This is a genomic window from Candidatus Anaeroferrophillus wilburensis, assembly GCA_016934315.1.
Lineage (GTDB): Bacteria > Desulfobacterota > Anaeroferrophillalia > Anaeroferrophillales > Anaeroferrophillaceae > Anaeroferrophillus > Anaeroferrophillus wilburensis.
The window spans coordinates 36,463-60,248 of the sequence record JAFGSY010000030.1; the positions used below are offsets into that span (position 1 = coordinate 36,463).

At 53.9% G+C, this 23,786-nt stretch carries 25 protein-coding genes; 4 read left to right on the forward strand and 21 right to left on the reverse strand.

Features of this window, described 5'->3' with window-relative positions:
- Nucleotides 1–55 precede the first annotated feature (55 nt).
- Nucleotides 56–1,720: a DEAD/DEAH box helicase gene (locus JXO50_07695; protein MBN2332973.1), complete on the forward strand. Its 1,665-nt coding sequence runs from the start codon at nucleotides 56–58 to the stop codon at nucleotides 1,718–1,720.
- A gap of 113 nt (nucleotides 1,721–1,833) precedes the next feature.
- Nucleotides 1,834–2,112: an RNA-binding protein gene (locus tag JXO50_07700; GenBank protein MBN2332974.1), complete on the forward strand. Its 279-nt coding sequence runs from the start codon at nucleotides 1,834–1,836 to the stop codon at nucleotides 2,110–2,112.
- Here the strand turns inward: JXO50_07700 and JXO50_07705 are convergent.
- From JXO50_07705 to JXO50_07790, 18 genes are all read right to left on the reverse strand, one after another.
- Entirely contained in the window at nucleotides 2,048–2,827 is a 780-nt protein-coding gene (locus JXO50_07705; protein MBN2332975.1) for a DUF1722 domain-containing protein, read from the reverse strand. The genes JXO50_07700 and JXO50_07705 overlap by 65 nt on opposite strands.
- Before the next feature lie 12 nt (nucleotides 2,828–2,839).
- Nucleotides 2,840–3,460, reverse strand: a complete 621-nt coding sequence (locus JXO50_07710) for a LysE family translocator (GenBank protein MBN2332976.1) — start codon at nucleotides 3,458–3,460, stop codon at nucleotides 2,840–2,842.
- 2 nt (nucleotides 3,461–3,462) lie between these two features.
- Entirely contained in the window at nucleotides 3,463–4,131 is a 669-nt protein-coding gene (locus tag JXO50_07715) for an ABC transporter ATP-binding protein (protein ID MBN2332977.1), read from the reverse strand.
- A gap of 4 nt (nucleotides 4,132–4,135) precedes the next feature.
- The gene (locus tag JXO50_07720; GenBank protein MBN2332978.1) at nucleotides 4,136–5,311 is read right to left on the reverse strand and encodes an ABC transporter permease; all 1,176 of its coding nucleotides are present in this window, start codon (nucleotides 5,309–5,311) and stop codon (nucleotides 4,136–4,138) included.
- Entirely contained in the window at nucleotides 5,311–6,279 is a 969-nt protein-coding gene (locus JXO50_07725) for a class 1 isoprenoid biosynthesis enzyme (protein ID MBN2332979.1), read from the reverse strand. The genes JXO50_07720 and JXO50_07725 overlap by 1 nt, the downstream gene beginning before the upstream one ends.
- A 57-nt stretch (nucleotides 6,280–6,336) precedes the next feature.
- Nucleotides 6,337–6,996, reverse strand: coding sequence for a class I SAM-dependent methyltransferase (locus tag JXO50_07730; protein MBN2332980.1), 660 nt, complete (start codon nucleotides 6,994–6,996; stop codon nucleotides 6,337–6,339).
- Nucleotides 6,997–7,121: 125 nt separating this feature from the next.
- The gene (locus tag JXO50_07735) at nucleotides 7,122–7,403 is read right to left on the reverse strand and encodes an RNA-binding protein (protein MBN2332981.1); all 282 of its coding nucleotides are present in this window, start codon (nucleotides 7,401–7,403) and stop codon (nucleotides 7,122–7,124) included.
- A 158-nt stretch (nucleotides 7,404–7,561) separates the two neighbouring features.
- Nucleotides 7,562–8,242: a hypothetical protein gene (locus tag JXO50_07740; GenBank protein MBN2332982.1), complete on the reverse strand. Its 681-nt coding sequence runs from the start codon at nucleotides 8,240–8,242 to the stop codon at nucleotides 7,562–7,564.
- Between the two features lie 97 nt (nucleotides 8,243–8,339).
- Entirely contained in the window at nucleotides 8,340–9,380 is a 1,041-nt protein-coding gene (locus tag JXO50_07745) for a DUF2235 domain-containing protein (protein ID MBN2332983.1), read from the reverse strand.
- A gap of 15 nt (nucleotides 9,381–9,395) precedes the next feature.
- On the reverse strand, nucleotides 9,396–9,839 hold the full coding sequence (locus JXO50_07750; protein ID MBN2332984.1) for a DUF3795 domain-containing protein: 444 nt from the start codon (nucleotides 9,837–9,839) through the stop codon (nucleotides 9,396–9,398).
- A gap of 23 nt (nucleotides 9,840–9,862) precedes the next feature.
- Nucleotides 9,863–10,465 (reverse strand): DUF3750 domain-containing protein, encoded by a 603-nt coding sequence (locus JXO50_07755; GenBank protein ID MBN2332985.1) that lies wholly within the window; start codon nucleotides 10,463–10,465, stop codon nucleotides 9,863–9,865.
- Nucleotides 10,466–10,599: 134 nt separating this feature from the next.
- Complete coding sequence (locus JXO50_07760) at nucleotides 10,600–11,202, reverse strand: DTW domain-containing protein (protein MBN2332986.1); 603 nt, start codon at nucleotides 11,200–11,202, stop codon at nucleotides 10,600–10,602.
- Nucleotides 11,203–11,380: 178 nt separating this feature from the next.
- Nucleotides 11,381–12,058, reverse strand: coding sequence for a hypothetical protein (locus JXO50_07765; GenBank protein MBN2332987.1), 678 nt, complete (start codon nucleotides 12,056–12,058; stop codon nucleotides 11,381–11,383).
- Between the two features lie 89 nt (nucleotides 12,059–12,147).
- Entirely contained in the window at nucleotides 12,148–13,479 is a 1,332-nt protein-coding gene (locus JXO50_07770; GenBank protein ID MBN2332988.1) for an APC family permease, read from the reverse strand.
- A 31-nt stretch (nucleotides 13,480–13,510) separates the two neighbouring features.
- The gene (locus tag JXO50_07775) at nucleotides 13,511–13,867 is read right to left on the reverse strand and encodes a VOC family protein (GenBank protein MBN2332989.1); all 357 of its coding nucleotides are present in this window, start codon (nucleotides 13,865–13,867) and stop codon (nucleotides 13,511–13,513) included.
- Between the two features lie 244 nt (nucleotides 13,868–14,111).
- A complete protein-coding gene (locus JXO50_07780) occupies nucleotides 14,112–16,013 on the reverse strand; it encodes a PAS domain S-box protein (GenBank protein MBN2332990.1) in 1,902 nt (633 codons plus the stop codon).
- Nucleotides 16,014–16,175: 162 nt separating this feature from the next.
- Nucleotides 16,176–17,684 (reverse strand): DUF4062 domain-containing protein, encoded by a 1,509-nt coding sequence (locus JXO50_07785; GenBank protein MBN2332991.1) that lies wholly within the window; start codon nucleotides 17,682–17,684, stop codon nucleotides 16,176–16,178.
- Complete coding sequence (locus JXO50_07790) at nucleotides 17,681–17,851, reverse strand: hypothetical protein (protein MBN2332992.1); 171 nt, start codon at nucleotides 17,849–17,851, stop codon at nucleotides 17,681–17,683. Before JXO50_07790 ends, JXO50_07785 begins: the two co-directional genes overlap by 4 nt.
- A 360-nt stretch (nucleotides 17,852–18,211) precedes the next feature.
- Between JXO50_07790 and JXO50_07795 the strand changes: the two genes are divergently transcribed.
- Nucleotides 18,212–20,584: a hypothetical protein gene (locus JXO50_07795; GenBank protein ID MBN2332993.1), complete on the forward strand. Its 2,373-nt coding sequence runs from the start codon at nucleotides 18,212–18,214 to the stop codon at nucleotides 20,582–20,584.
- Between the two features lie 33 nt (nucleotides 20,585–20,617).
- Nucleotides 20,618–21,217, forward strand: a complete 600-nt coding sequence (locus tag JXO50_07800; GenBank protein ID MBN2332994.1) for a DUF1318 domain-containing protein — start codon at nucleotides 20,618–20,620, stop codon at nucleotides 21,215–21,217.
- A gap of 60 nt (nucleotides 21,218–21,277) precedes the next feature.
- On the opposite strand, the gene JXO50_07805 is transcribed toward JXO50_07800, so the two are convergent.
- The 3 genes from JXO50_07805 to ybaK all read right to left on the reverse strand — a co-directional run bounded on the left by JXO50_07805 (nucleotide 21,278) and on the right by ybaK (nucleotide 23,768).
- Nucleotides 21,278–22,273: a class II fructose-1,6-bisphosphate aldolase gene (locus JXO50_07805; protein MBN2332995.1), complete on the reverse strand. Its 996-nt coding sequence runs from the start codon at nucleotides 22,271–22,273 to the stop codon at nucleotides 21,278–21,280.
- Nucleotides 22,274–22,398: 125 nt separating this feature from the next.
- A complete protein-coding gene (locus tag JXO50_07810) occupies nucleotides 22,399–23,274 on the reverse strand; it encodes an EamA family transporter (GenBank protein MBN2332996.1) in 876 nt (291 codons plus the stop codon).
- Between the two features lie 8 nt (nucleotides 23,275–23,282).
- Complete coding sequence (ybaK, locus tag JXO50_07815; GenBank protein MBN2332997.1) at nucleotides 23,283–23,768, reverse strand: Cys-tRNA(Pro) deacylase; 486 nt, start codon at nucleotides 23,766–23,768, stop codon at nucleotides 23,283–23,285.
- Between the last annotated feature and the right edge of the window lie 18 nt (nucleotides 23,769–23,786).

Genomic DNA, 23,786 nt, shown 5'->3' on the forward strand with positions numbered 1-23,786 from the left:
TGGTTGCATCGTGATGCAATCCCCAACATACCCATCAGCAGAAAGAACACACATTATGAACACATTTGCAGATTTTGGCATCAACAACGAAATTCTCAAGAGTCTGTCATCCCTGGGTTTTCAGGAGCCAACGCCGGTTCAGGCCAAAGTCATTCCCTTGATGCTGGAACGGCAAAGTGACCTGGTCAGTCTGGCGCAAACCGGAACCGGCAAAACCGCCGCGTTCGGCCTGCCGCTCATTCAACTGACTGATACCAACAGCAGACAGACTCAGGCTTTGGTTCTGTGTCCCACACGGGAGCTGTGCGTTCAGGTCGCCAGAGATTTGACCGCTTTTTGCCGGTATATCGAGGGGATAATGGTGTTGGCGGTGTACGGCGGCGCCAATATTGAACCACAGATCAGAGCCCTGCGGCGCGGAGCCCAGATTATTGTCGCCACCCCGGGCCGCCTCAATGATCTGATCAACCGCGGTAATGTCAACATTTCAGGGGTGCGCTATGTTGTTTTCGATGAAGCCGATGAGATGATGCAAATGGGTTTTCAGGAGGAATTGAACGCCATCCTGGCGAATACGCCCGCCGAAAAAAACACTTTGCTGTTTTCGGCTACTATGTCGAGAGAAGTTGCGGCCATTGCCAGCAAGTATATGACTGATCCGGTGGAAATTACCATCGGCAAGCGCAATGCCGGTGCCGAGAATGTCGATCATGAATATTACATGGTCCATGCCAGGGATCGCTACCTCGCCCTGCGGCGGATCATAGACAACTGTCCTGACAACTACTCGATTGTTTTCTGCCGTACCCGGCAGGAGACCCATGACATTGCCAATCAATTGATCCAGGACGGCTACAATGCCGATGCCTTGCATGGCGATCTGACCCAGGCCCAGCGCGATCAGGTAATGGGGAAATTCCGCTCCAGAAAACTGCAGATCCTGGTGGCCACCGATGTTGCTGCCCGCGGTCTGGACGTGAATGATCTCACCCATGTGATCAATTACAACCTGCCTGACGACCTTGCCAACTACACCCACCGCAGCGGTCGTACCGGCCGGGCCGGTCGGACCGGCATCTCGGTGGTTATCATCCATATGAAGGAACGCTACAAGATCAGTGAGATTGAGCGGAAAATCAATAAGAAGTTCAAGCAGTGTCGGATTCCTTCAGGGCTGGAGATCTGCAAAAAGCAGTTGGTGAGCTTGGTTGACGACATTGCGAATGTTACGGTGAACCATGAGCAGATTGATCCCTTGTACGGGGAAATTGCCGAAAAGCTTGAGTCCCTGGACCGTGATGAGCTCATCAAACGATTTGTTTCCCTGGAGTTTGACCGCTTCCTGAAATACTACCGGAACGCTCCCGATCTCAATGTCAGGGACAGCGCACCGAAACGATCCGGGCAAAGGGAACGGCAGGGGAGAGTTCCGGTTGTCCAGGCAAACCAGAAACAGAAATTCACCCGTTTTTTCCTTAATGTCGGCCGGCGCGACGGGATTATTCCCCAGGGGCTGATTGGCACGATTAATGACGTTCCTGGAGGCGGGCGGATCAAGGTGGGAAAAATTGAAATTATGCGCAATACTGCGCTTCTTGAAGCCGACAGCAGGTACACCCACCAGATTCTTGATGCTTTTCAGCGTCTGAAAATCAATGGCAAAACAGTGTCCATTAAAGTCGCCCGCGGCAACCATGCCGCCAATCAGCCCCAGGTCTAGCGGGAAAGACCGATATCAAGGGCTAACTAAGACTGCAGGAAGGGTTGTACAGCAAACAAGAAACCGATAGTGGCAGCCATGCCGATGCAGCAGAAACTCCAAGGAGAGTGATGATGGTTATTTATGTCGGTCAACTGCCTTTCACGACGAACGAAAGTGATTTGAAGGAACTTTTTGCGGCGTTTGGTGAGATCGCCAGTGTCAAATTGATCATGGATCACTATTCAGGCAGATCAAAAGGCTATGGCTTCATTGACATGCCGAGCAACTCGGAAGCTGATGCAGCGATCAAGGCCCTGAACAAAACCATGTTTCAGGGCAGGGAGATCAAAGTAAATCAGGTGCATAAAGAGCGCCGTGGCAAGCGTTCAAAGCGCCGTTCTCGCTATTAATCGTCTGGTCTGATGTGTTTATGGTCCATGCCAGCAGGTCACTCAGGGCGGTGGAGGCAGTGAGATAGGGCTCTTGGCTAGCCAGGGCGCGATGTTGAATCTCCCGCAGCAGCCGGCATGATGACCACGACTCGACCTTGGCTTTCGGCCCAGGCGGAGAGTCGGATACATATCCCCACATGTGCTGCAGGGCGTTTTGCAGGCCGCTGGTCGATGGTGGCTGGCGCAGCAGCGCCGTCAGCAGCTCAGCCAGTTCTGCGCAATCATTTTTGGCCCGCCGTCCAGCCACCTGCCGACCTATTTCCCGATAAAGATTGACATCCCGGGCAAGCACCGAATATTTATGCTGGCTCCACAGCTGCTGGACATTTTTTGGTAAGGGTATCCGGCCAGGTTCCTTGTCGCGGTATTTTTCGGCCAGCAGCTGAAACTGCCGGCCGGGCAGATCAATATACGATTCCGGCCAACGGCCTTGCCCGTCCTCCGTTACCACCGGCGATCTGTCGGTAAATCCCCGCAATGACATTTCAGCTGCCAGCAACGTGTGCCGCTGTCTCAACGCCCAGCCATAACCAACCCAGCGCAGGGTTTCGGGATGTCTCGCATAGCCTTTTTTCCCATTGGTAATAATTGAGACAATGCCGTGCAGCTCTCGATGTTCACCAAGCAGACTTCCCCGGTTCAAATAACCCGGATTGATATCCCAAACTCTCATGTTTTATTCCGTTTACTGTTTGGCTGCAATTGCAATGCCGGCCGCCATCATCACCGCCACGGCAGAGCGGTTGAGCCGGCCGATTGCTTTATGACTTGAAAATAACCGCCGGGCATAGGTGGCGGCGGCAGCGTAGACGATGAGAACACCACTTAAAACAATGGCGACAATACCAGCGATCATCGCCGCATCCGTTGCCTGCAAACTCGACAAATCGATAAAGGTTGGCAGAAAACCGCAGTAGAAAACGATGACCTTTGGATTGGCCAAGGTGACCAACAGGCCGCTTATGAGATTAGCAGTCGGCCGCGCATCTTTTGACTGGGGAGCTGACGAAGCAAACGCGTGCGGCTTTGCCCGCCAGATGGTGATGCCAAGCCAGAAGAGGTAGGCGCCGCCGCCGATTTTCACGACAATAAAAAGTTTCCCCAGGGTTTGCGCCGCCAGGGAAAGCCCGAAGAGGACAAACAACAGATAGATGAGGTCACCCATGACAATGCCGGCAATAACCGCCAGGGCGGAGTGAAAACCGGAGGCCAGTGACCTGGACACAGTGGCGGCCACTCCCGGTCCGGGGCTGGCCGCCAGAATCAGCATGGCAACAGAAAAACTGACAAGTGAAAGCGTATTCATGGTCATTCCGCTTGGATGCGGCCATCATTGAGATGGATGACGGTTTCAGCGTTTTCTGTGATCTCAAGGTCATGGGTTGCCATAACGATGGTGCACTGATGATCCCGCCCCAGGTCATGCATCAGTTCGACCACCAGTCGGCCGGTTGCCGAGTCCAGGTTGGCAGTCGGTTCGTCGGCCAGCAATATTCTGGGATTGTGGGCGATGGCTCGCGCCATGGCCACCCGCTGGGTTTCCCCGCTGGAAAGCTCATGGGGCAGGGCCGTTGCCGCTGAGGCAAGTCCGATCCGCTCCAGCAGTTCACTGATCCGCCGGGCCTGGCTGCTTCCCGTAATGTGATTTAAGGTAAGGGGAAAGCCGATATTTTCGGCAACGGTCAGATAGGACAAAAGATTACCCCGCTGAAAGACAAAACCCACTGAGCGGCGTTGAAACAGGCTCAGTTCGCGGGCACTGAGGTCATAGATCGGCGTGCCGAAGCAGGTGATTGTTCCGGTATCCGGCGGCTCCAGGCCGCCCATGCAGTTCAAAAGCGTTGATTTGCCCGACCCAGATTTGCCGATAATGGCGGCAAATCTGCCTGCTTCCAGGCAAAAGGAAATGTCGTTCAACGCTTTTACTTCCCGACGTCCTGATTGGAACACCTTGGTTACCGATTCCAGTTGTATCATCGACTCAAATCATCCTTATAATCTCAGCGGCTTTTTTCCTGGCCAGCAGTACTGCCGGCCAGGTTGCGGCTATCAGACTGAAGCAGAGTGCGGTTGCCGGCGGTGCCAGGAGGGAAAAAACCGTCAGACGCGGATAGATGATTCCCGATACGCTGAAATAGCGGTTGTGGGAGGTCAAGGCGGTTATGTCAAGGCCGCCGGACGCGGCAATCCCCCATACCGCCAGCAGGCCGATCAGCAGGCCGACACCGCAGGCAATGATGTTCATCAACGCTACTTTCAGGACGATCAGAATGGACATTTCTGTGGTAGTTACTCCCATGGCTTTCATAATGCCGTATTCACGGATGTTCTTGATGATGAAAATGACAAAGGAGCAGGCGATGCCAACGGCAACCACACCGAACACCAGAAAAATGACGATGGCCATGGAGATGTACTGCAGATCAATGAGCTGCCGCAGGTCCGGCATCAGCATTTCCCAGGAGTCAAATTGGTAGCTCTCCGGCCATTGCTGCCGATAGGCGGCAATGATGTCCCTGGTGTCTTGGCCGCGCTGGAGAAAAACCGCTGCCGACCAGGTGAGGTCCCGCATCGGCAACAGGAACAACGGGCAGAATGCGACTCCATGATCCAGCTGATCAATGTTGGTCTGGTAGATGCCGGTCACCGTCAGTTCCAAAAAACCGGCCAGGGCAGGGGAGCGGAATTGCAGGACGTTACCCACATGAATGCCCAGCTCCTCGGCAATGGGTCTGCTGATCAGCACTTGGGCAGTGCCGCTTTGCAGGTAGCTTCCGGCAACAATCTTTTTCGGCAGAGCGGTCATGGCACTTTCGCGGCGGGGATCGACAGCGCACATCATCAGGGGTTTGTCAAGATTTCCGCGGGTGACAACTCCCGGCAGGCAGACCCGCTTCAAAACCCCTTCAACTCCATCGACCATCAGGTCCTCGGGCACAACCGAAGCGGCCAGCTTATGGCCGCTAATATGCCCCGAAAACAGTCCAATGGTATTCCGGAGCATGGCGTCGTTGACGCCGACCGCCAGGGCTGAAAGAAAAATCAGCGCCGCCACTGCGGTGATTACCATGATGGACAGGGATGCGGTGGAACGACCGGAGCGGATGAGAAACAGCAAAGCGACGCGGGCCCAGAAGCCAATACCGTTGATTCTCATTACCGTGCCATCCCCATGAACCGGTCGGCGCCGATTCGCTCTTTAAGAAACTGACTTGCCGGGGTTACCAGGGACTGATGGTCGGCGGAAAAAAGCAGGGAGAGGCCGCTTGCCAGAAACCGGCTGGCGGTTGCGGCTGCCTCTGACAGGCTTGCGGGGAAATCAGTTGTCAGATCCACGGTCAGCAGCTGGCGTCCCCGGGCGGCGAGCAGTTCCTGCAGCCGCTTTTTTTCCACCTGGTTCTGGCTGTGATGGATCAGCGAGACCAGGAAATTGTGCCGTTTACGCTCCAGATCAGAAGTGAAATCCACCATGTCATCCATGACCTGGCAGCCCATACCGGTACGGTAGAGTCCCTGCAGCAGTGGCGTAACGCTGGACTCATCCATCTCCTCAATGGCCAGGGGAATATCCCACGGGCAGGTGAACAGCATTCCTGTTTTGTGGTGATGGACCGTTTGCAGCAGCTCATCCGGGGCGATAATAGTCGTTATACCCGCTTCCTCCGAAGCCTCCTGGACACCGCTTCTGGTCATTGTCCGCATTGATGCGCTTGTTGCCGCCGCAACCTGGTCCATGGTGATTTCCTGCCGGCGGCAGGCTTCAAGAAGGAGCTGGAAAAGTACCCGGTCCGAAACCATGATATCGATCACCGAACGGAAGCGGAGAGCGGTTTCTGGAATATCGGTGTCCAGTGTCTTCTTGTATTCATCGTCCAGCAGGTTGTCGCAGCCGGTAACCATGCCCCGCAGGCACTGGAGTGCGGCCGCGTAGAGGATGCGGCGCGGTTTCGGCAGCCGGGCACGGTGAAAGGAGTAGAGAAACAGAAGCGAGAAGAAATTCCGTTTAAAGGAAAAATCAGCTTCCCCGGGTGGCTTGAGTTCAACCCCGCCCTGGCGGAGAATGTCGTCGGCAATCTGCCAGTAATCGGCAAGGCCGGCTCTCAGCTCCCCAGACAGCGTCTTCATCTGAGAAACGTTTTCCATTAAGGTAATGGGGTTCAAGGGCTTTTTCACGATTACCCCTTATAATCCTGGTTTTCTGGTCTGGAACAGGGAAACATACCCAAAATAGGTGGCAACAATTTCCGGTCGTTGAAAGCCGGCTTGTTCCATAACATCCGGCAGGACGCCGCGAATATTCTCCCCGATCTGCGGCTGCATGAAGAACCATCGGGAGGCGTGAGAGAGCAGGGCGCCCATCCAGGTGGTGGGTATGTGCATGTCAGCGATGACCAGCCGACCGCCGGGCCGCAGGACACGGAATGCCTCTGTGAAGGCCATTGTTTTTAAGCTCAGCGGCACATGATGAAAAAAAAGACTCGATACCACGGCATCGAAGGAATCGTCCTCATAGGACAGGGATTCGGCGGCCACAACCTCAAAGATGCAATTGACCGCAGCGCGTTTTTTCCGGGCGACCTGAATCATCTTTGCGGCTGCATCAATGCCCACCGCCATTCCACCCGCCGCCGGGTCAAGCTTATCGGCAATCATCCGTGTCAGTACGCCGGTGCCGCATCCCAGGTCAAGGACCCGATCAGAGTCCGCAAGCTCAAGCAGGGAAAGAATATGCTTATCGTAATCGGCTTGTTTCCCGAGCAGCAGAAGCGGTTCGAGAGTATCATAAACAATGGCGGCATGATCAAGGGTCCTGCCCCGGGTCGGTACGGAATGTAATGCCATTGCTTTAGCTTCCCGTGCTGAAGTCCAGTTGTAATGAGGTTTCACCCCAGCCTGCCTACATTCTCCACCAGTCGGATGGCCGCCATCTCAAGCGGAACACAGCCGGCAAGCTTTGGGCTTATGGCTTACTGATCGACAGTTCCACCACCTGCTTTGACCTTGGGTGGACCGACCACGGCCTTTTTAACGCGGATTCTGTTGCCGGCCACATCCGTGCCATTGAGGTTCCTCATTGCCGCATTGGCCTCACCTGGCTTCGGCATTTCTATGAAACCGAAGCCTTTGGAACCACCGGTCTTCTGGTCCAGAACCAGGGAGCAGAACTGCACACTCCCGTAGGCTTCAAACATCTCTCTGAGTTCTTTTTCAGACGTGGTGCGGGCAAGATTGCGGATGAGCAGTTTCATGGAATTCCGGATCCTTCTCAATGGTTGATGTTATGGCCTCTGGAGAGGCTGATACCTGAATTATTTTTTTTAACCGCTTCTGGTACTGCACAACGTTGTTGAGTTATTTGGTTGAGAGGTCGCTGGCGGGCTGCCTTTCGATGGCCATTTTCGGGCAGTCACCGCCCTATGGCAAAATCCCAATCCATTTCAATCGCCAGCCACTGGGGCAGCAGCATCTGTGATCGGGGGAAATCCAGCCCGGCATGTTCAATATGTTTTCGTATGGCCATTGAAAACGGCTGTGCTGCCGTCACTACGGCCATCAGCACCACCGGCGCCTCTTGGGGCAATTGCGGATCGCTTGCTGCACGGCAGAAAAGAGAAGGGGACGAGACAAAATGGGTCCGACAGACCACCGGTCTGACGGGATAGGCGCTGCATGCACCCTTTACCAGCAGCGGGCAGTAGGGAACATAGTTTTCTATATCAACCTGTTCACCGAAACTGTCCGTCAGGTGCCTGCCCGGCCGGGAATTGTCCCAGGCATGCCATTGCCTGGTTCGCATCTGCAGACCGTTTATCTGATCACCCGAAAACGTCCTTTTGACGTACTGCGCCAGGGTATGGGCCTCGGCACTGTTGGTCAGGATATGAAACCGGCAGCAGTGGCAGCAGCCGAGTTTGCAGGTTGGGGTGATGCCCTCTTCAGTGCGCAGTCGATCAAGGCCGTCCGCCGTCGTTTCATCCACCGAGGAGAAAATCCCCTTGATGAAATTCTCCTGTGTTTCAACGGGGCGATCAGCACCGAATCCTTCGGGGTTCACGCTAAAATGGCTCTTTTCAATCAGGTGCGCCATACATCCTTTTCGTGCCGGCATTGCAGGGTTGCATCGGGTGTCCACCGTCAAGCCGCTGGACTGGCTGGATGAAATAAACGGCGTAATCGTCGTCTGCTCAGGAAACCAGGGCCGGCCAGTCGCCGTTCATCTCCAGGTAGGCGGCAAGGTTGCGCGGCCGATATTGTGGCTCATTGTCCCATCGCTGTTTCACGCTGGCATGGAGCAGCACCGGTCCCTTGCCGTGGTCGATGGGCCGGTAATAGGGACTCTTGGAACGGTAGATATGGCGCCGTGAGTTGTGCAATGTAGCATCGGCGCGACCGTTCAAACTGGCCGTCAGATGGGGTTCCAGGGTCAATCCGGCCTGCTTGGCCTCAGCCATCATCCAGCCCAGCGGAATATCCGACAGCAGCCCGCCGGTTTCCTTGTCCGGCGCATAACTGCCGCCGATGTTGCTGTGCACCCCGGCAAACCAGACCTGTTTCAGGTCGAGCCCCGGCCGCGGCAGCCAGACGGTGGGCTCGAAGTCAGAGCGTAGTTCGTCAATGGCCAGGGCGTGGCGGGCAATCTCAATGTTGGGGCCGATCTTGGTATCGTAGAATTCATCCTTTTTATCCAGCAGGCCGAGGAAGGAGAAGGGAATTCCCAGGGCGCCCACCGTGTCCCACACCCCGGCAAAGGTCACCTGGCGGCTCGGATGGGCATGGGCCTCGCGAAAAGCAATGGATTTCTCCCCCCTGGGGGCGTAAGCCTTGCCCGGGTTTTTATAGTGCGCAAAAGCCACCTCGATGAGTCGGGCATCGGGCCGTTTGAGAATGCCGCAGTTGTATATCAGGCCGCACAAGCTGCGCACCGTATAAGCGCCGCGGCTGAAGCCGAACAGAAATATCTCGTCACCGGGGGCATAGTTCTGGACGATGTAGCGGTAGTCGTCCATGATGTTTTTGTTCAGGCCCCTGCCGGTGGCGCCGCCGATCACCGGATCGTAATAGGAACCAATTCCCCAGTCGTAGAATACCTGCTGCGGTTTCCCGTCGTCAGCCACCGGGCTTACGGCCCGTGCCAGACGCAGCACATTGGTGGGAAAATCGTTGCTCAGATCCTTTTCCGGCCGGTTCCAGGTGCCGTCGGCACAGATCACAATGCGCTTTTTCATCGGCTGGCTCCTTGTTCAATCCACCTCGACCGCTTCCTTGCACTTTCCACAGCGTCTGGCGCCGCGGAAAAGCTGCTCACCGCAATGGGGGCAATGGTAGCGCTTTTCCTCGGCTGCCACCCATTGTTCATCCCCCAGCTTTTTGCGCTCGGGAACCGCGCGGAGGATAACCTTTTTGCCAACCGGCACCGGAAAAGCTTCGATCAGCCGGCAGGGGAAATCGTCGCACTGGTGGCAGCCATCAATCTTTTTATCGGTGACGCAGGTCCGGATACCGCAGGTTTGACAGTAGCCAAACCGGTTATCTGACAAACATCCGCTGCAGGCTACCTGCTCAGGGGTGACGCCATAGGCACCGGCCAGTTTTTCCTTCAGCTTCTGGTTGTTGTCGCGGCTGGCCAGATAAATCCCGCAGACGCCGCAATAGAGCCCGCAGGGGGCCAATAATTCTTTATTCATGAGCTGCATCTCCTCATCTTTTATCATGAACCATGTTCATGAGCGCTGCATTCTCTTCCCATGGAAGAGTGCTTCTTGGCAAGTGCTTTTTCCCGCTTCGCATAGCCGCTGCCGATGGCCGAAAAGGGGAGCTCCAGCTCCAGCTGCGGCACCTGCCGGGCAACCCAGGCGGTAAAGGTATTGCTGTTGGGGCCTGGAAAAGCCCGGTAGGTTGTCTTCCAGGGGTAGGCATGGGCCGCCCGGTCAACGGCCTTAATCAGCCCGTCGATGCCAGTTCCCCGGTGTTCTTTGATGACCCAGGGTTTGGCATCGAACCAGATGCGATCAGGAATATCGCGGGCGATCCGCAGGACAGGCTGGCCACGGCGGAGCCGCCAGCCGACCACATCGTAAACGGTATAAAAATTTTCACCGGCCCGTTTGGCGGCAATCCAGGTGTGAATGGCAAACCAACCCCGCCAGCCCCACGCCCTGGCCCCGTAAACCTGCAGCACCGCTTCATGGGTAGCGGCAGGGTCGGGAGCGATGCCTGCCGGTTCCCGACTGGCAGTCCGCCAGTCTTTGGCGTCCAAAGAGCTTGACAGCAGCAGGACAACCGCCAGCAATGCCGCCAGGAGCTTGAGCATTATTCGCCATTTCTGCTTCAAAGAGTACCTCACCGGGCAAATACTTATGGAGAGAGCTTCCCAATAATTCTATTTCCAATCATTAACTACTGGGTGAGGAATCTGCCGGGCAACCGATCTTTGACGACTACTTTTTATTTTTCAGCAGTTCCCCGGGCGGCAAGGGTCGTTTGCACCATCAGACGAAACAAAGATTCCAAACCCTGCTGTACGTCGATTGATTCGATGATGCCAAAAGCTCTCGCAATGGCCTCAAACGTCGATAAACCATAGGGATGAACCTCTTTGCGGATTCTCCATTCGCTTCGTGGCCCTTCCGGCAGGCGAACCATCTCAGCGTGTTCAATGCCGGGAAGTCTTTTTCCCATGCGGGCCGATTGGCTCCAGGTTCCGTCGGGAACAACTAAGGAGACAGGCCGGCTGTCTTGTGCCAGTAAAGAACGACTCAAGACAGGGGCCCCTTCTCCGGGGTAAAGCAGCAGCGTTCTGCGGCCCATTCCATGAAGGTCCGTAAAATCCAGGATCTCATGGGAGTTGCCTTGAACCCGCAACTCACTGTTGGGCAGGGCTGCCAGGGCAAGAGGCCCCGTTGCGGTGGGTTTGCCCTGTTCCCGACGATGCATCACCAGGATAAGGCGAGTTGCCAACATATAGTTGGGAATGAACGCGCAAATGCACTGGTGGCTATGCATCCGACATCGCGGGCAGCGTATACTTCGTTTCGTTCGAATTCCCACGTTTCATCCTGTAAGCAGGCAGCTTTCCGGCAGGGGAGTGCGGGGCAGGCCAACAATAAAAGATTGGCTAATATAGTGATATTTTAGATTAACAATAAATATGCAACAGGTTTATATAACATGATAATTTATTGATAGCTATTGATTCTACAGCCATTCATCAAATCCAAGGAACATTTCAGCCAAGAGACGCATAAATGTGCATAGCCTCATCAACAAAGCTCTTCAGCTCATTCGGTTTCACCTTCTTTCCCTGGTGATACATCAACGTCCATTGATCCATTGCTTCGACAGTCCATCCTGGATATTGCATCAGGACCTCTTGGGTTTTTTCGGCAACCAGATCGCTTACATGCTCAAGTTTGACACTGCTGAAAACGCGATAATGCTGTGCGAACTCTGGATAGAGACTCAGATCAATTTCTTCGTATCCGGACATCCAATTGGCAAGTTTCTGCGTCAACGACCGCATGAATTGGACGGTAAATCGTTCTTTCATTTTGGTTTCAACAACCAGCTTCGGCCACTTTCCGCCATTGGTTTCAAACAGCGCAGCAGTCTGCCTTACTGTCTGATCACGGGGGATATCGTATTCATAGTCGAAAATCATCAATTTTGGTTCGGTGCGAATAAACACATTTTTCATGTCGCCACCCGATGGTTCAAGACAAAATAATCGGAGTGGGGCTATATCATCCTTGGGATTGGTTGCGATATACTGGTGTCGGGAAAAACCTAGCTCTGCGGCGTATGCTGTCAATTCATTGAGTCGTTTTTTGGGGAGGATAAACGACCAGTAAAAAATAGCACCACCGACAACAAGCGCGAGAATGATAAAAAGGAAAATGGTGGTCATATATGATCCTTCCTCATTGTCAATACGAAGATATTATCGGGCTCCGGGGCAAGCCCCGGGGAGTTTCGCTGTCCGAGTACATGTGCATGTCAGCTACCTATTTCATGGTTTTTGCCTCTGGCATACAACCACGATCCAGCCGTTAATAATACATATATCCCCACAATAAAAAGCAACTGTCGGGGCTGATTATTAAATTCGTAATATAAAATCAGTGCTGTTCCAGATAAAAGCCCAAGAAAGGAAAGAACAGTAATAAATGCCGATGAGTTGGTTGCCTTACGGATCTGGTAATTGGCAAATGCCATCAGGAGAGATACCAGCAAAAAAGTGATGCTGCCAAATTCAAGAATAACCTCCAGCCCACCGGTAAGCACAAGTAGAAATGCCAAGATAGCCATAGTCAGAATAGCAAAAACAGGAATGTGGTTGATGCGCTTTGCCAGCAGGGAAGGGAAGTAGCCGTCATCAGCAATGACAGCCATTTGTCTTGACGCTCCAAATACCGTTCCGCTGATAGCGCTGCTTGTTGCCAGCAAAGCTCCCAGAATAACGAGTTCCGTTCCCCAATGGCCCAATATCTTCCCTGTGCCGGCAGCAAGGGCATATTCCTTATTGCGTATGATTGAGTCAAAGGGGATTGCCAGGATCGCCCCCAGAGAAATAACCACATAAATCAGAATCGCAATGAAGATGGCGGAATAAATTGCTTTTGGAATGTTCTTTTCAGGGTTTTTCATTTCGCTGACAGCATTAATAACGAGCTGAAAGCCTTCGTATGCCACAAAGGTGATGGAAGCAACTATGAGTATTGATACGATGCTTGTGTTGCCGTTATGCTGTAATAACACCGGCAGAGTCGTTTGACTGTTGTTAATAAGTACGAATGAGATAATTGCCAGCAGCACCAATTTGGTATAAACCATAATATCTTCGATTTCACCCATGCCTTTAACACTCCATATATTGACAAGTGTAAAGGTAAGAATGACCAATCCGGCGACAAGTTTTCTCAGCAATTCACTATCAGCATAAGAAAAACTACTGAGAGCATACGATGCGAAAGTATACGCATACAGTGCAAGAGTGCTGATGTAGCCGAAGATTACCCACCAGCCGATAAGGGATGCTGCAAAATGAGAGTTTGAAAATGTTTTTTTGAAAAAAGAGTAGGTGGCCCCCTCATCCTGATAGTAAACCCCCAGTTTGACATAGGAATAGGCGGCCAGCAGGGCAACTATTCCACCAAGAACTATCACCAATGGCGTAAATACGCCAACCATTGCGACTGAAATCCCGAGAATGGTAAAAATTCCACCCCCCACCATCCCACCGAGGGCGATGGCAATGAGTTCGGGAACGCCGAGAACTTTGTTTCGTTTTCTATGGCATGAATGATTATGGTTTGTTGGACAAGTCATCTAACACCCGTGCAACTGACGTCGAGCTGGCCTAATTGGGCGACCAGAACTCAATCCTATTGCCCTCAGGATCATAAAGGTGAACGACTTTAGCCCCCCAGGGATGATCTCTTGTTGGTGTTGGCTTAAGTCCTGCCTCGTGCAAATATGAATATGCCGCTTCAATATCATCGACTTCAAGCGTGATGGTAATGCCTTTGCCATCGCTGCTGTCAATAGAGGTCATCTTTTCATCTGCAATGCTTAAACGAGATGCCTCATTTAATTCGAACTCTACGAACCATGGACGAGAAGTCGTCACCTTCAACCCCAGTTGCGTTTGATAAAATGCGACCGTCTCTTGCCATTTCCGACAATACAAGATCGTGTTAACGGTTTTTATAGCCATCATCCAGGTTGAACCGATCCCTTGCTATGCAATCTTTAGCTTATCAAAGCGGATTTAATTTCCATATGGTTTACAAAAAACACAAAATATTGCCGCGAGTAGTAATAGATGAAATTTGAATAGAGCTCTCAGTGTTTTATTCATACTGTTTATGAGTAATTTTTGTGGGAGAGGGATCATTTTTGGATGATGTTCCACTTGAGGGGCTGTCAGGATTAAAAGGCAGTTTCTGCCTCTATGACCATCATGCCTTCAGAGATTCATGCACCTTTTTAGACAATTCTCGAATGTTGAACGGCTTGGAAATGAACTGAACGCCCTTGTCCAAAACACCGTGGTTAACGATAATGTTTGCTGTATAGCCGGACATATAAAGCACCTTGAGATCCGGTCTTACTGATTTCAGTCTTTCATAGAGAACCTTGCCATTCATTTTGGGCATGACGACGTCCGTAATGAGCAAATCGACTGTGTCTTGCTCCTTGGCGAAAACGGCAATGGCTTCTTCCGGCCCAGCAGCGGACACAACCGTATATCCCAGTTCCCGTAGACTTATTTCGGTCACTTCGCGCACCATTTCATCGTCTTCCACCAGAAATACCGTTTCCGATCCAGACACCGGTTCCTGATTTTCGGCTATCTTTAACGGCTCGGCTTCACCCGTTGAAGCCGGTATGTATATCCTGAAGGTGGTTCCGCGGTCCGGTTCGCTGTAGACATTTATGAAGCCGCCGCCCTGTTTCACGATTCCGTATACGGTGGACAACCCTAGCCCGGTGCCTTTGCCGATTTCCTTTGTGGTGAAGAAGGGTTCGAAAATATGGTCGATGTTTTCTGCATCCATGCCGATGCCATTGTCGCTGACTGAAATCTGCACGAAATCACCCGGTATGAATCCTATGTGTTTCCGGCAGTAGGCCTCATCCAGACTCACGTTGGCTGTTTCAAAGGTCAAACTGCCGCCTGCCGGCATGGCATCGCGGGCGTTGATTGCAAGATTCATAAGAATTTGCTCGATCTGGGTCTGGTCAAATTCGATATTCCTGATATCTCGGGAGGGGAAAAACTCCAGGGTGATATCTTCCCCGATCAATCGCGATAGGTTGTTTTCGAAACTACTGATGAGGTCGTTGATGTTCAGTACTTTCGGCTCGAAAACCTGTTTTCTGGAAAAAGCCAGTAACTGTTGGGTAATTTCCTGGGCACGCTTGGTGGCCTGTTGAATCTGTTCAAGCTCGCGTATAAACTGGTCGTCTGGAGCGAGCTTGATTTTAATGAGCTCCGAGTACCCCATTATGACGCTCAGCATGTTGTTGAAGTCGTGGGCAACACCTCCGGCCAGGCGTCCGACGGACTCCATTTTCTGGGATTGAATGAGTTGGGCCTCAAGCTTTTTGCGCTCATTGTTGGCATTCACCCGGTCAGATATGTCGCGGACATAGGCGACATGGTGCACCTGATCCTCGAAGTCAATATTTGTGGAAGAAATCTCCACTGGGAATACCGTGCCATCTTTTCGCCGGTGCAGCCTTTCGAGCCGTGCACCGCCGCTTTTTCTCACGTTCTGCCAATGCGGTCCCCACAGCTCTTGCGTAAATCCCACGTCGATATCCCACAGGTTAAGTTGCATAAGCTCGTCCCGGCTGTAACCCAGCGAACGGCAGGCTTGCGCGTTGACATAGGGGAACTGGCCTTCAGCGTTTATCCAAAACACCGCATCGGGCGACGACGCCACCGAAAGCTGGAACCGCCTGAGGGCGTCCTCTTTTGCCAAACGTAGAGATATATCCCGCACGATGGCCCACATGCCCATCGGCTGGCCATTGGGATCCTTGGCCAGGACGATCCTCAGCTCCACCGGCACGATGCTGCCGTCTTTGCGGAGGATCTCTTTTTCAAATATGTCGGAGTAACCCTTTACCAGTACCTGCTCATCGATGATCCGTTTTTCAAGACTATGCCATTTCGTAGGGGTGAGATCGAAAATGCTCAATTCAAGCAGTTCGTCCTTTGTATAGCCGACCAGATCCAGATATAGTTGGTTGGCCTCTATCACTCGGCCATTCACATCAGCAACCCCAAAGGCGTCCATCATATTTGCACAGAGTTGTTGGTACAAGGTTTCTGGATAAGTTCCATTTGTCATATCAAGTCTCCAAGCGAGAGCGCGGGGCATCTACGATGGCCCCGAGCAGCGCCTTGACCTGCGGGGTAACTTGCAGGGTATCTTGCGGGGTGACTTTTCTAGTGACTTGGGCCTCATGGGCCTCGACTTGTCCGCTCATTTGCCCGGTGGCCACACTGATATTCATGGGCGGCCCTTTCCCTCTTCCAGCTGTTCCATTACCCTGCGGCCCTGCTCGGTGGTTTGGTAGCGCTGTTTGCTGCTTTTGGGCTTGTCCGGAATTGTCATCTGAACCAAACCCTCGTCAAGAAGAGGCTTCAGGACTTGGTTCCTGAACTTGGTGCGATCCGTTCGTCCCGCAATCTCCATAAGATCACCAATTTGGCTTGCTATCAGACAGTTACGCATGATTTCGACTTGGTGCCCACTTAGTGCCAACATAGTGCCGACTTGGTGCCGACTGGGCCCTGACTGGGCCCTAGCCTCAGGATTTTTCCTCCGGATCGTCACCACAAAAAAACCGCCGTCAAGCCTGATTTCAAGCTCAGGAAGCCCGGCTTTCCGGCATCGCCGAATCATGTCACGGATACCGGTTCCCATGCGCTCAATGTACTTGGTCAGGTACATGGGCTCGGCAAGAAGCGGATTATGAGGAACGGAGGCATGGGGGCCGCGCAATTTTTCAAGCGTCAGGGTCGGTGGCAGTGTGCCGGGGTTCCAGACCTCGAGCCGGTCCTTAAAGAGCATGACCTGGACGCTCGCATTGCTGGTGTAGTCGCGGTGCACGACGGCATTGACGATGGCTTCGGCGACTACTTCCTGGGGAATTTCGTATTTCGTCGGAGCTTGGGTGCTTTCCGCCCGGGTTCCCACCCAGAGGTCTATCTTGGAGAGCACGAAATCCTTGGCCTGGTCCACGAGATCGAAAACCGTGCCTTTGTACACCTGATAGGAGGGAATTGGTTTTGCCACCTCATAGCCGTGGAAATGGGCGCATTTCACTTCGGAGGTGATCAGGAAACGTTGGGGCTGTTTGCCGAACAATAATATGGCGGCATGGGTCGGCCGTCCATTGTCGAGCAGATTGAGATGTGCAAGCACCTCATGGGGCGGCGTATCCCCCGGCAACGGGAAATTACGACCGCGCCGGGCAAGCATGAGAAAGCGAGTGACCTTCTCTTCGTCAAGGTTGTCAAGCGTTGCATTCCGGCAGAATGTGGCATCGAACGGACCGGAACGGATCAGTTCCTGCTCTTCAAGAATCCTGACGAGACTCGCATACACCGCGGCGATAAGCTCCTCGGCGGAATTGATCCGGCGTCGGATAAGACTATCGGCGACATCCGTTATCAGGGCTCTCATTTTCGGATGCCGAAGGCTGTCATCGGCACCCTTGACATAGATCAGCCGGGTCTTGCCCTTTTCGGTGGCCCGATTGAATTCACAGTGTGTCGGCGAAACTCCCCCGGCATCTTCCCGACCATACTCATTGCCGAAAATACCGAGATAGATATCACAACGATCCACCTCATCGAGGTAACACTGGTCCGCCCGCTGATCGGCCGCCGGCTGATCTTCGAACAGGAAATATTCGAAAAAGCGCCTCAGCAGCAGATCGCCTGAAAGGTATTCGGCCAACGCCTTGCGTTCGGCGGCAAACTCCTTTTGCACGCTGCTGATGAAAATCTTCATGCGCCAAATCCCAGTTGCTTGAGGATGCCCCGCAGGACGTCATCGGTTTCCCTGGCCGCCAGTTCGATCGCATTCAGTTCCGCCACAATCTCGGCAATGGGCCGGTAGGTTTCAGCGTCGCCGGTGTGGATGTTGTAGTCGTTTTTCACAAGCTCCCAGTTTGCCATCAATGCTCAGACCTTTGTTTCTCTGCGTATAGTATTATCAGGTAAATTTAACCTTATAAGTTGATAATTAAAGGGAAATATGGCATAACTATTTTATTGAAATCATTCAAAATGATGTTAGTATAATGCCAGGTAGGGGTGATGTCAACGCATAAACAGCTGATACTGCTTGAGGAGATGAGCAGGGTTATGCGGCGGCATTACTCGACTCACGCTGGGCATTCCTATTTGACCTGAAAGCGAGGAGGGTACAGGATTTTCTCACCCATCTGGCCATCAATGTGGAGGTTTATCCGGCAACTCTGAACCATTTCTTCCATACCCTTTAAAAACCTTTCAATCAGCAAGCGATAACAAAGCATGGGCGATCAAACCATTGTCAGATGGTTCACCATAACCTTTATCGCCTTATGTATCACTCTTTCCTTTTCATCTTCCCTGCAGGCTTTTGTGGCTGGCTCTGGCCATTCATGGTCTTTTGCCGATTTTACGACAACCATTCAATCGATCAAGATTCTCCGGCCGACCGTTGTTATCGATGTTGATGATTATAAGCCTGGCTCCCAGCCTGAGAGTGGGGCCGGGGGAGACCTGCAGCGGGTGCTCAGCCGGCTGCCTGCCGTAGAAAAGGGCTTGGTGGAACAACTGCGGGTGGTCCTGCTCAGCAGTGCAGCCGGTTGGCGGCTGACTCTGGATACTGTCATGGTCAGGATAGATGATTTCAAGGCTGATCAGGGTGGCGCAGGAACGATTACCGCCCATTGCGATTTCCAATATCCGCAGCGCTCGCTGTCCGCCGCCGGCAGCTTTGAACTGCAGCTTGCCGTTCAGGGAAAAATGGTTGCCGGTTCCGGCATGCTGGCACTGAACGGGACCCTGAACGATTCTTCTTACACCCTTGCCATCCCGCTGGAACTAGACCGAATCTTGAAACTTTCTCCCCGGTTGACCATCGCCGGGGGGGACCCCGTTGAAAGCCTGATAACCTGCGAATTGCCGACCGATGCATCACCGTCCTGGCGGTTTGAAATCGGTGGCAAGAATGCCACTTGCAATCAACTGCAGGAAATAGTTTCTTTAGTGCAGCCAGGGTGGGCAGCCATATTGCCGGGTGCCGGCACTGCTGACTACAAGATTGCCGTTCAGGGGCGGGATAAACTTTTCCAGGCACCGTATACCGCCTTGCTTTCCATGCAGGCACAAGGTTTGCGCTATCAGTCGCCCGATGGCACGATGGTGATGGAGGAGGTCGGCTGTTCCCTGGAGGCATCCATCTCGGTACCCGACCATGGCGAGGGTTCCCTGTCCCTTACGGTTGACGGCCATGGCGGCCCGGGCCTGTGGCGTGATTATTTCTGGGATTTCAGCGACCAGAAAATTGTGGGCAATCTGCAGGCGGTATGCAACGTTCGTGACGGTCGGCCGGTTTTTGCTTCAGGAGTGAAGGTGGTGGGAAGGCTCAGTGATTCTCCCTTGTGGGTTGGAAAGCTGCATGGGCGCTGGACGCCGGATGAATGGTCGGCGGTTTTTGACGGCCAACGGATGGATCTGGCCCGCCTGCTGGCTGTCTGGATGCCCGAATTTCTCGGCGGTGCTCCGCCGGGCATTGTCAAGGAGTTGTCGGTGGCCGGTCATGGACAGCTTTCAGCAGCCATGCGAAAAACTGGTGACCAGATTGTCGTCACCGGTGGGACGGCAAGGCTTGCCGTCAGTGAATTTTCGGCGGGGCGCTACGGCCGGCTCCTTGACAGCAGCTTGGAAATTCCCCTGGACGGGCTGGCCTGGAACGGCAAAACCCGAAAGATAGTCATTAAAGAATACAGTGCGCCATCGACCCTTGTCCTGGGAACGTTGACGGGCGACTATGTGGAGACAGCCGGACCACAGGATTTCCATCTTGCGTTCAGCAATGATGGCTTTGCCGTTGCCGAACCTTTGGCAGTGACCGCCCTTGGCTGTCCAGTAACTGTTTTCGGAATCCGGACCGGTGCTGCTACCGGCGAAAAAAATATCGCCCTGCAGGTGGCAGTCAGTCCGGCGATTGCCGGCCACCCGCTGCCATCGTTGCCGTTGCCGGATATCGCGGTGAATATTGTCGATGAAGTCCGCCAGGGCATCAACGCCAACCTGCAGCTGGTGCTTGCCGGCGAGCAGGTGACAACTGAAGGAAGTATCGCTTTTCCCCTGTTTCATGGCCAGGTGACGCTGGACAAGATCCGGCTTCGGCGGCCGTTTTCCCCGTCGCGGGTCATGGGCATGAACTGCCGGGCTGAAAAGCTTGATCTGCAGGAGATCACCGCCCAGGTGCCGGTTGGGTCGGCCAGCGGCATCATTGATCTGCAGCTCAACAACCTGGAACTCTCCTATGGGCAACCATCCAGTTTCGATTTAGAAGTACGATCGGTGAAGAGGTCCGGTGTGCCCCGTACAATCAGCGTCAAAGCCATTGAGAACCTGTCCATGCTGAGTTCAGGCACCTCCGCCGGCCAGGGGCTGCTGAACGTGGGCATCAACCGTTTTTTCAAACATTATCGTTATTCCGCTATCGGCTTGCGCTGCAGCCTGCGGGATGATATGTTTCATCTACGGGGCCTGATCCACCAGGGGGGCAGGGAATATGTAGTCAAAAGGGGGCTGCTCACCGGGGTTGATGTGATCAACCACCGGCCCGACAACCAGATCAGTTTTCGGGATATGCAGAAGAGAATCAACCGTATCTTCAACAAACCTTAAGCTCATGGTATGAATAACCGTTAAGGGAGGAACATGATGAAGAAAGTTCAACTGATGGCAACATTTCTGGTGGTCATTCTGGTGTCCTGTGTCACCATCAATATCTATTTTCCGGCGGCGGCGGTGGAAAAAGCGGCCGAGCAGCTTGTCGATGAGATCCGTTCGGGCATCCCGGTTCCCGAGGCTCCGGCGGCGCCCAACAACCTCCAGGAAGGTACCGAAGGCAAACCCCAGAGCTGGTTTATCAGCTTCGGCCGGCAGGCCTGGGCGGCGGAGGAGATCAATATCAATGTCTCCACGGCAACCATCAGGGGACTGCAGGCGTCAATGAAGAAGCGCTACCCGCAGCTGGTTGACTTTTATCAGCAGGGTTTTATCGGCGAGGGCAGGGACGGCCAGCTGCACCTGCAGCAGGCGGACCAGCTGGCTCTCAAACAGCGGGCCCGTTTGACCGGCCTGATCAATGATGAAAACAAGGACCGCCAGGCACTGTACATCGAGATCGTCAGTGCCAACCGTCTGGGCAATGATGCCCTGGAGAAAGTGACCGCCATCTTTGCCGATACCTATCGCAAAAAGGCCCAGAAGGGATGGTGGATTGAAGATGACCGCGGGAAGTGGTCGCGCAAATAGCTGATGATTGTGCAGGGATAATAAAAAAAGGGGGCAGATGACTATCTGCCCCCTTGGTCGTTATGCCCGGCCGGCACTGCCGAGGACATGCTTGTTTTTGAACATGATCATTTTGGTTAGTTCATCCCGGGCCGGCCCGAGGTATTTCCGCGGGTCGAACTCTTCCGGTTTTTCAGCGAACACCTTACGGATCATGGCGGTGACCACCAGCCGGCCGTCGGAATCAATATTGACCTTGCAGACGTTCGATCTGGCCGCCTGACGGAGTTGCTCCTCGGGGATGCCGACGGCAGCTTTCAGTTTGCCGCCATGCTGATTGATGATGTCGACGTATTGGGGCAGCACCGAACTGGAGCCGTGGAGGACGATGGGGAAACCGGGAATCCGGCGTTCAATCTCCTCAAGGATGTCAAAGCGCAGGGGCGGGGGAACCAGGACCCCCTGTTCATTCGGTTTGCACTGCTCCGGCCTGAACTTGTAGGCGCCGTGGGAGGTGCCGATGGAGATAGCCAGCGAGTCAACCCCGGTTTTGCCGACAAAGTCCTGCACCTGTTCCGGATCGGTGTAAATCGACTTGGCCGCTTCAACATCATCCTCGATGCCGGCCAGCACACCCAGTTCCCCTTCGACGCTGACATCATATTTATGGGCATACTCCACCACCCTGGCGGTCAGTTCGACATTCTCCTGATAGGGATGGTGGGAACCATCGATCATCACCGAGGAAAAGCCGCTTTCGATGCAGGAGACGCACAGTTCATAGGTGTCGCCGTGGTCGAGGTGGAGGGCAATGGGCATCGTGTAGCCCGCGTCGCAGGCCATCCGCACCGCCCCTTCGGCCAAGTAGCGCAGCATCGTCTGGTCGGCATACTTGCGGGCGCCGCTGGAAACCTGGATGATCACCGGTGACCCGGACTGGCCGCAGCCGTTCATGATCGCCTGCAGCTGCTCCATGTTGTTGAAATTGTAGGCAGGGACGGCATAGCCGCCGGCCATCGCCTGCCGGAACATTTCTGTGGTGTTGACAAAGCCAAGCTTGCTGTAGTGGACCGCCATTATCTGCCCCCTTTCATCTATTGCATGAAAAACATGTCCAACGATAGTCTCGTTAAAAATAGTACATTTGTGGGAAAAAGCAAGTCAAAAAACTATCCATCCACCTAGAGCGGCAGCTATTCCTGCTAAGAGCAGGAAAACATGGCGATAATGACGACCCCGACAACCATGATAGCGGCACCGAGCAGCCGTTCCCTGATCCTTTTTTCGCCGAAGACCAGCAGGCCGAAGAGGATGCTGAACAGTACGCTGGTGCGTTTGATGGCAATGACGTAGGGTACCAAGGTCAACTGGATGGCATGCATCTGCAGGATCAGCACCAGGGCGGCACTCAGGCCGATGGGTGCCAGCTTCCTGATCCGCATCGTAGACAGCCGCCGTTCTGCAGCCGGCGACAGCAACCAGACGATGGGGGCCACGGCCACAAACGAGTCGACGGCAATGACCCAGGCAAGGGGCGATGAACCGGTGATGCCAATCTTGTCAATATTGGCGGTGACACTCCAGATCAAGGCCACCCCCAACATCAGTCGGGGTCCCGGTTCCCGCACCAGGGCCCGGAACGGCTCGAGAAACCCTTTGTGGTATTCATGGATATTGAGCAGGTAGGAGCCCACCACAATCAGAATAATTCCCGTCATGCTGGCGGCACTGGGAAGCTCGCCAAGCATCAGCGGCGAGGTGACCAGCAGGAAGAGGGGCGTCAGGGTGATCATGGGAATGGTAAGGGACAGGTCTGAAGCCTTGAGCGCCTTGATGTAGAGAATGGTCGCGCCGATGTGCAGCAGGCCGCCGGCAAACAGGGCCGGCCAGAACCGTGGACCGAGGGGCGGCAGGTCAATGACCAGCAGCAGGGGCAGCAGAAAGGGCAGGGCACCGGCACTCCAGGCCCAGGCAACCAGGTAAGGATTGGCAGTGGTCACCGCTATTTTGCTGAAAACATCTTTCAAGGCAGCAGCCAGGGCGGTGAGTACGGCGAGGATAAACCAGAGTTTAAGCATCCCCCCAATTACCGCGCCGCCTGAACGGCAATGGGCTTGAGCAGGTTTATGAGATCGGCCGGCAGGATCTTCACCAAAAGTCCCCGCCGGCCGCCGTTGATGTAGATGTACGGCAGCCGGACAATGCTTTCCTCCATGTAAACCGGCAGGGCTTTTCGGGTGCCGAAGGGCGAAATGCCGCCAACCTGGTAGCCGGTATGCCTGGTGGCCGCGGCCGGCTGGCATGGGGTGATGCTTTTGACGTTGATTTCCCTGGCCAGGGCTTTAGTGGAGACCTCCTGGTCGCCGTGCATGAGGATCAGCAGCGGCTGGTGATTTTCATCTTCCATTACCAGGGTTTTGATTACCTGGTGCTCGTCAACCCCCAGCTCCCGGGCGGCGACCGCGGTACCCCCGTGGTCTTCATAGGCATAGGGCTGCAGCTCAAAGGCCGCCTGATGCTGCTGCAGCATCCTGATGGCCGGTGATGAGGGAATGTTAGCGGTCTTTGCCATTGTCAGGGATATGGAATG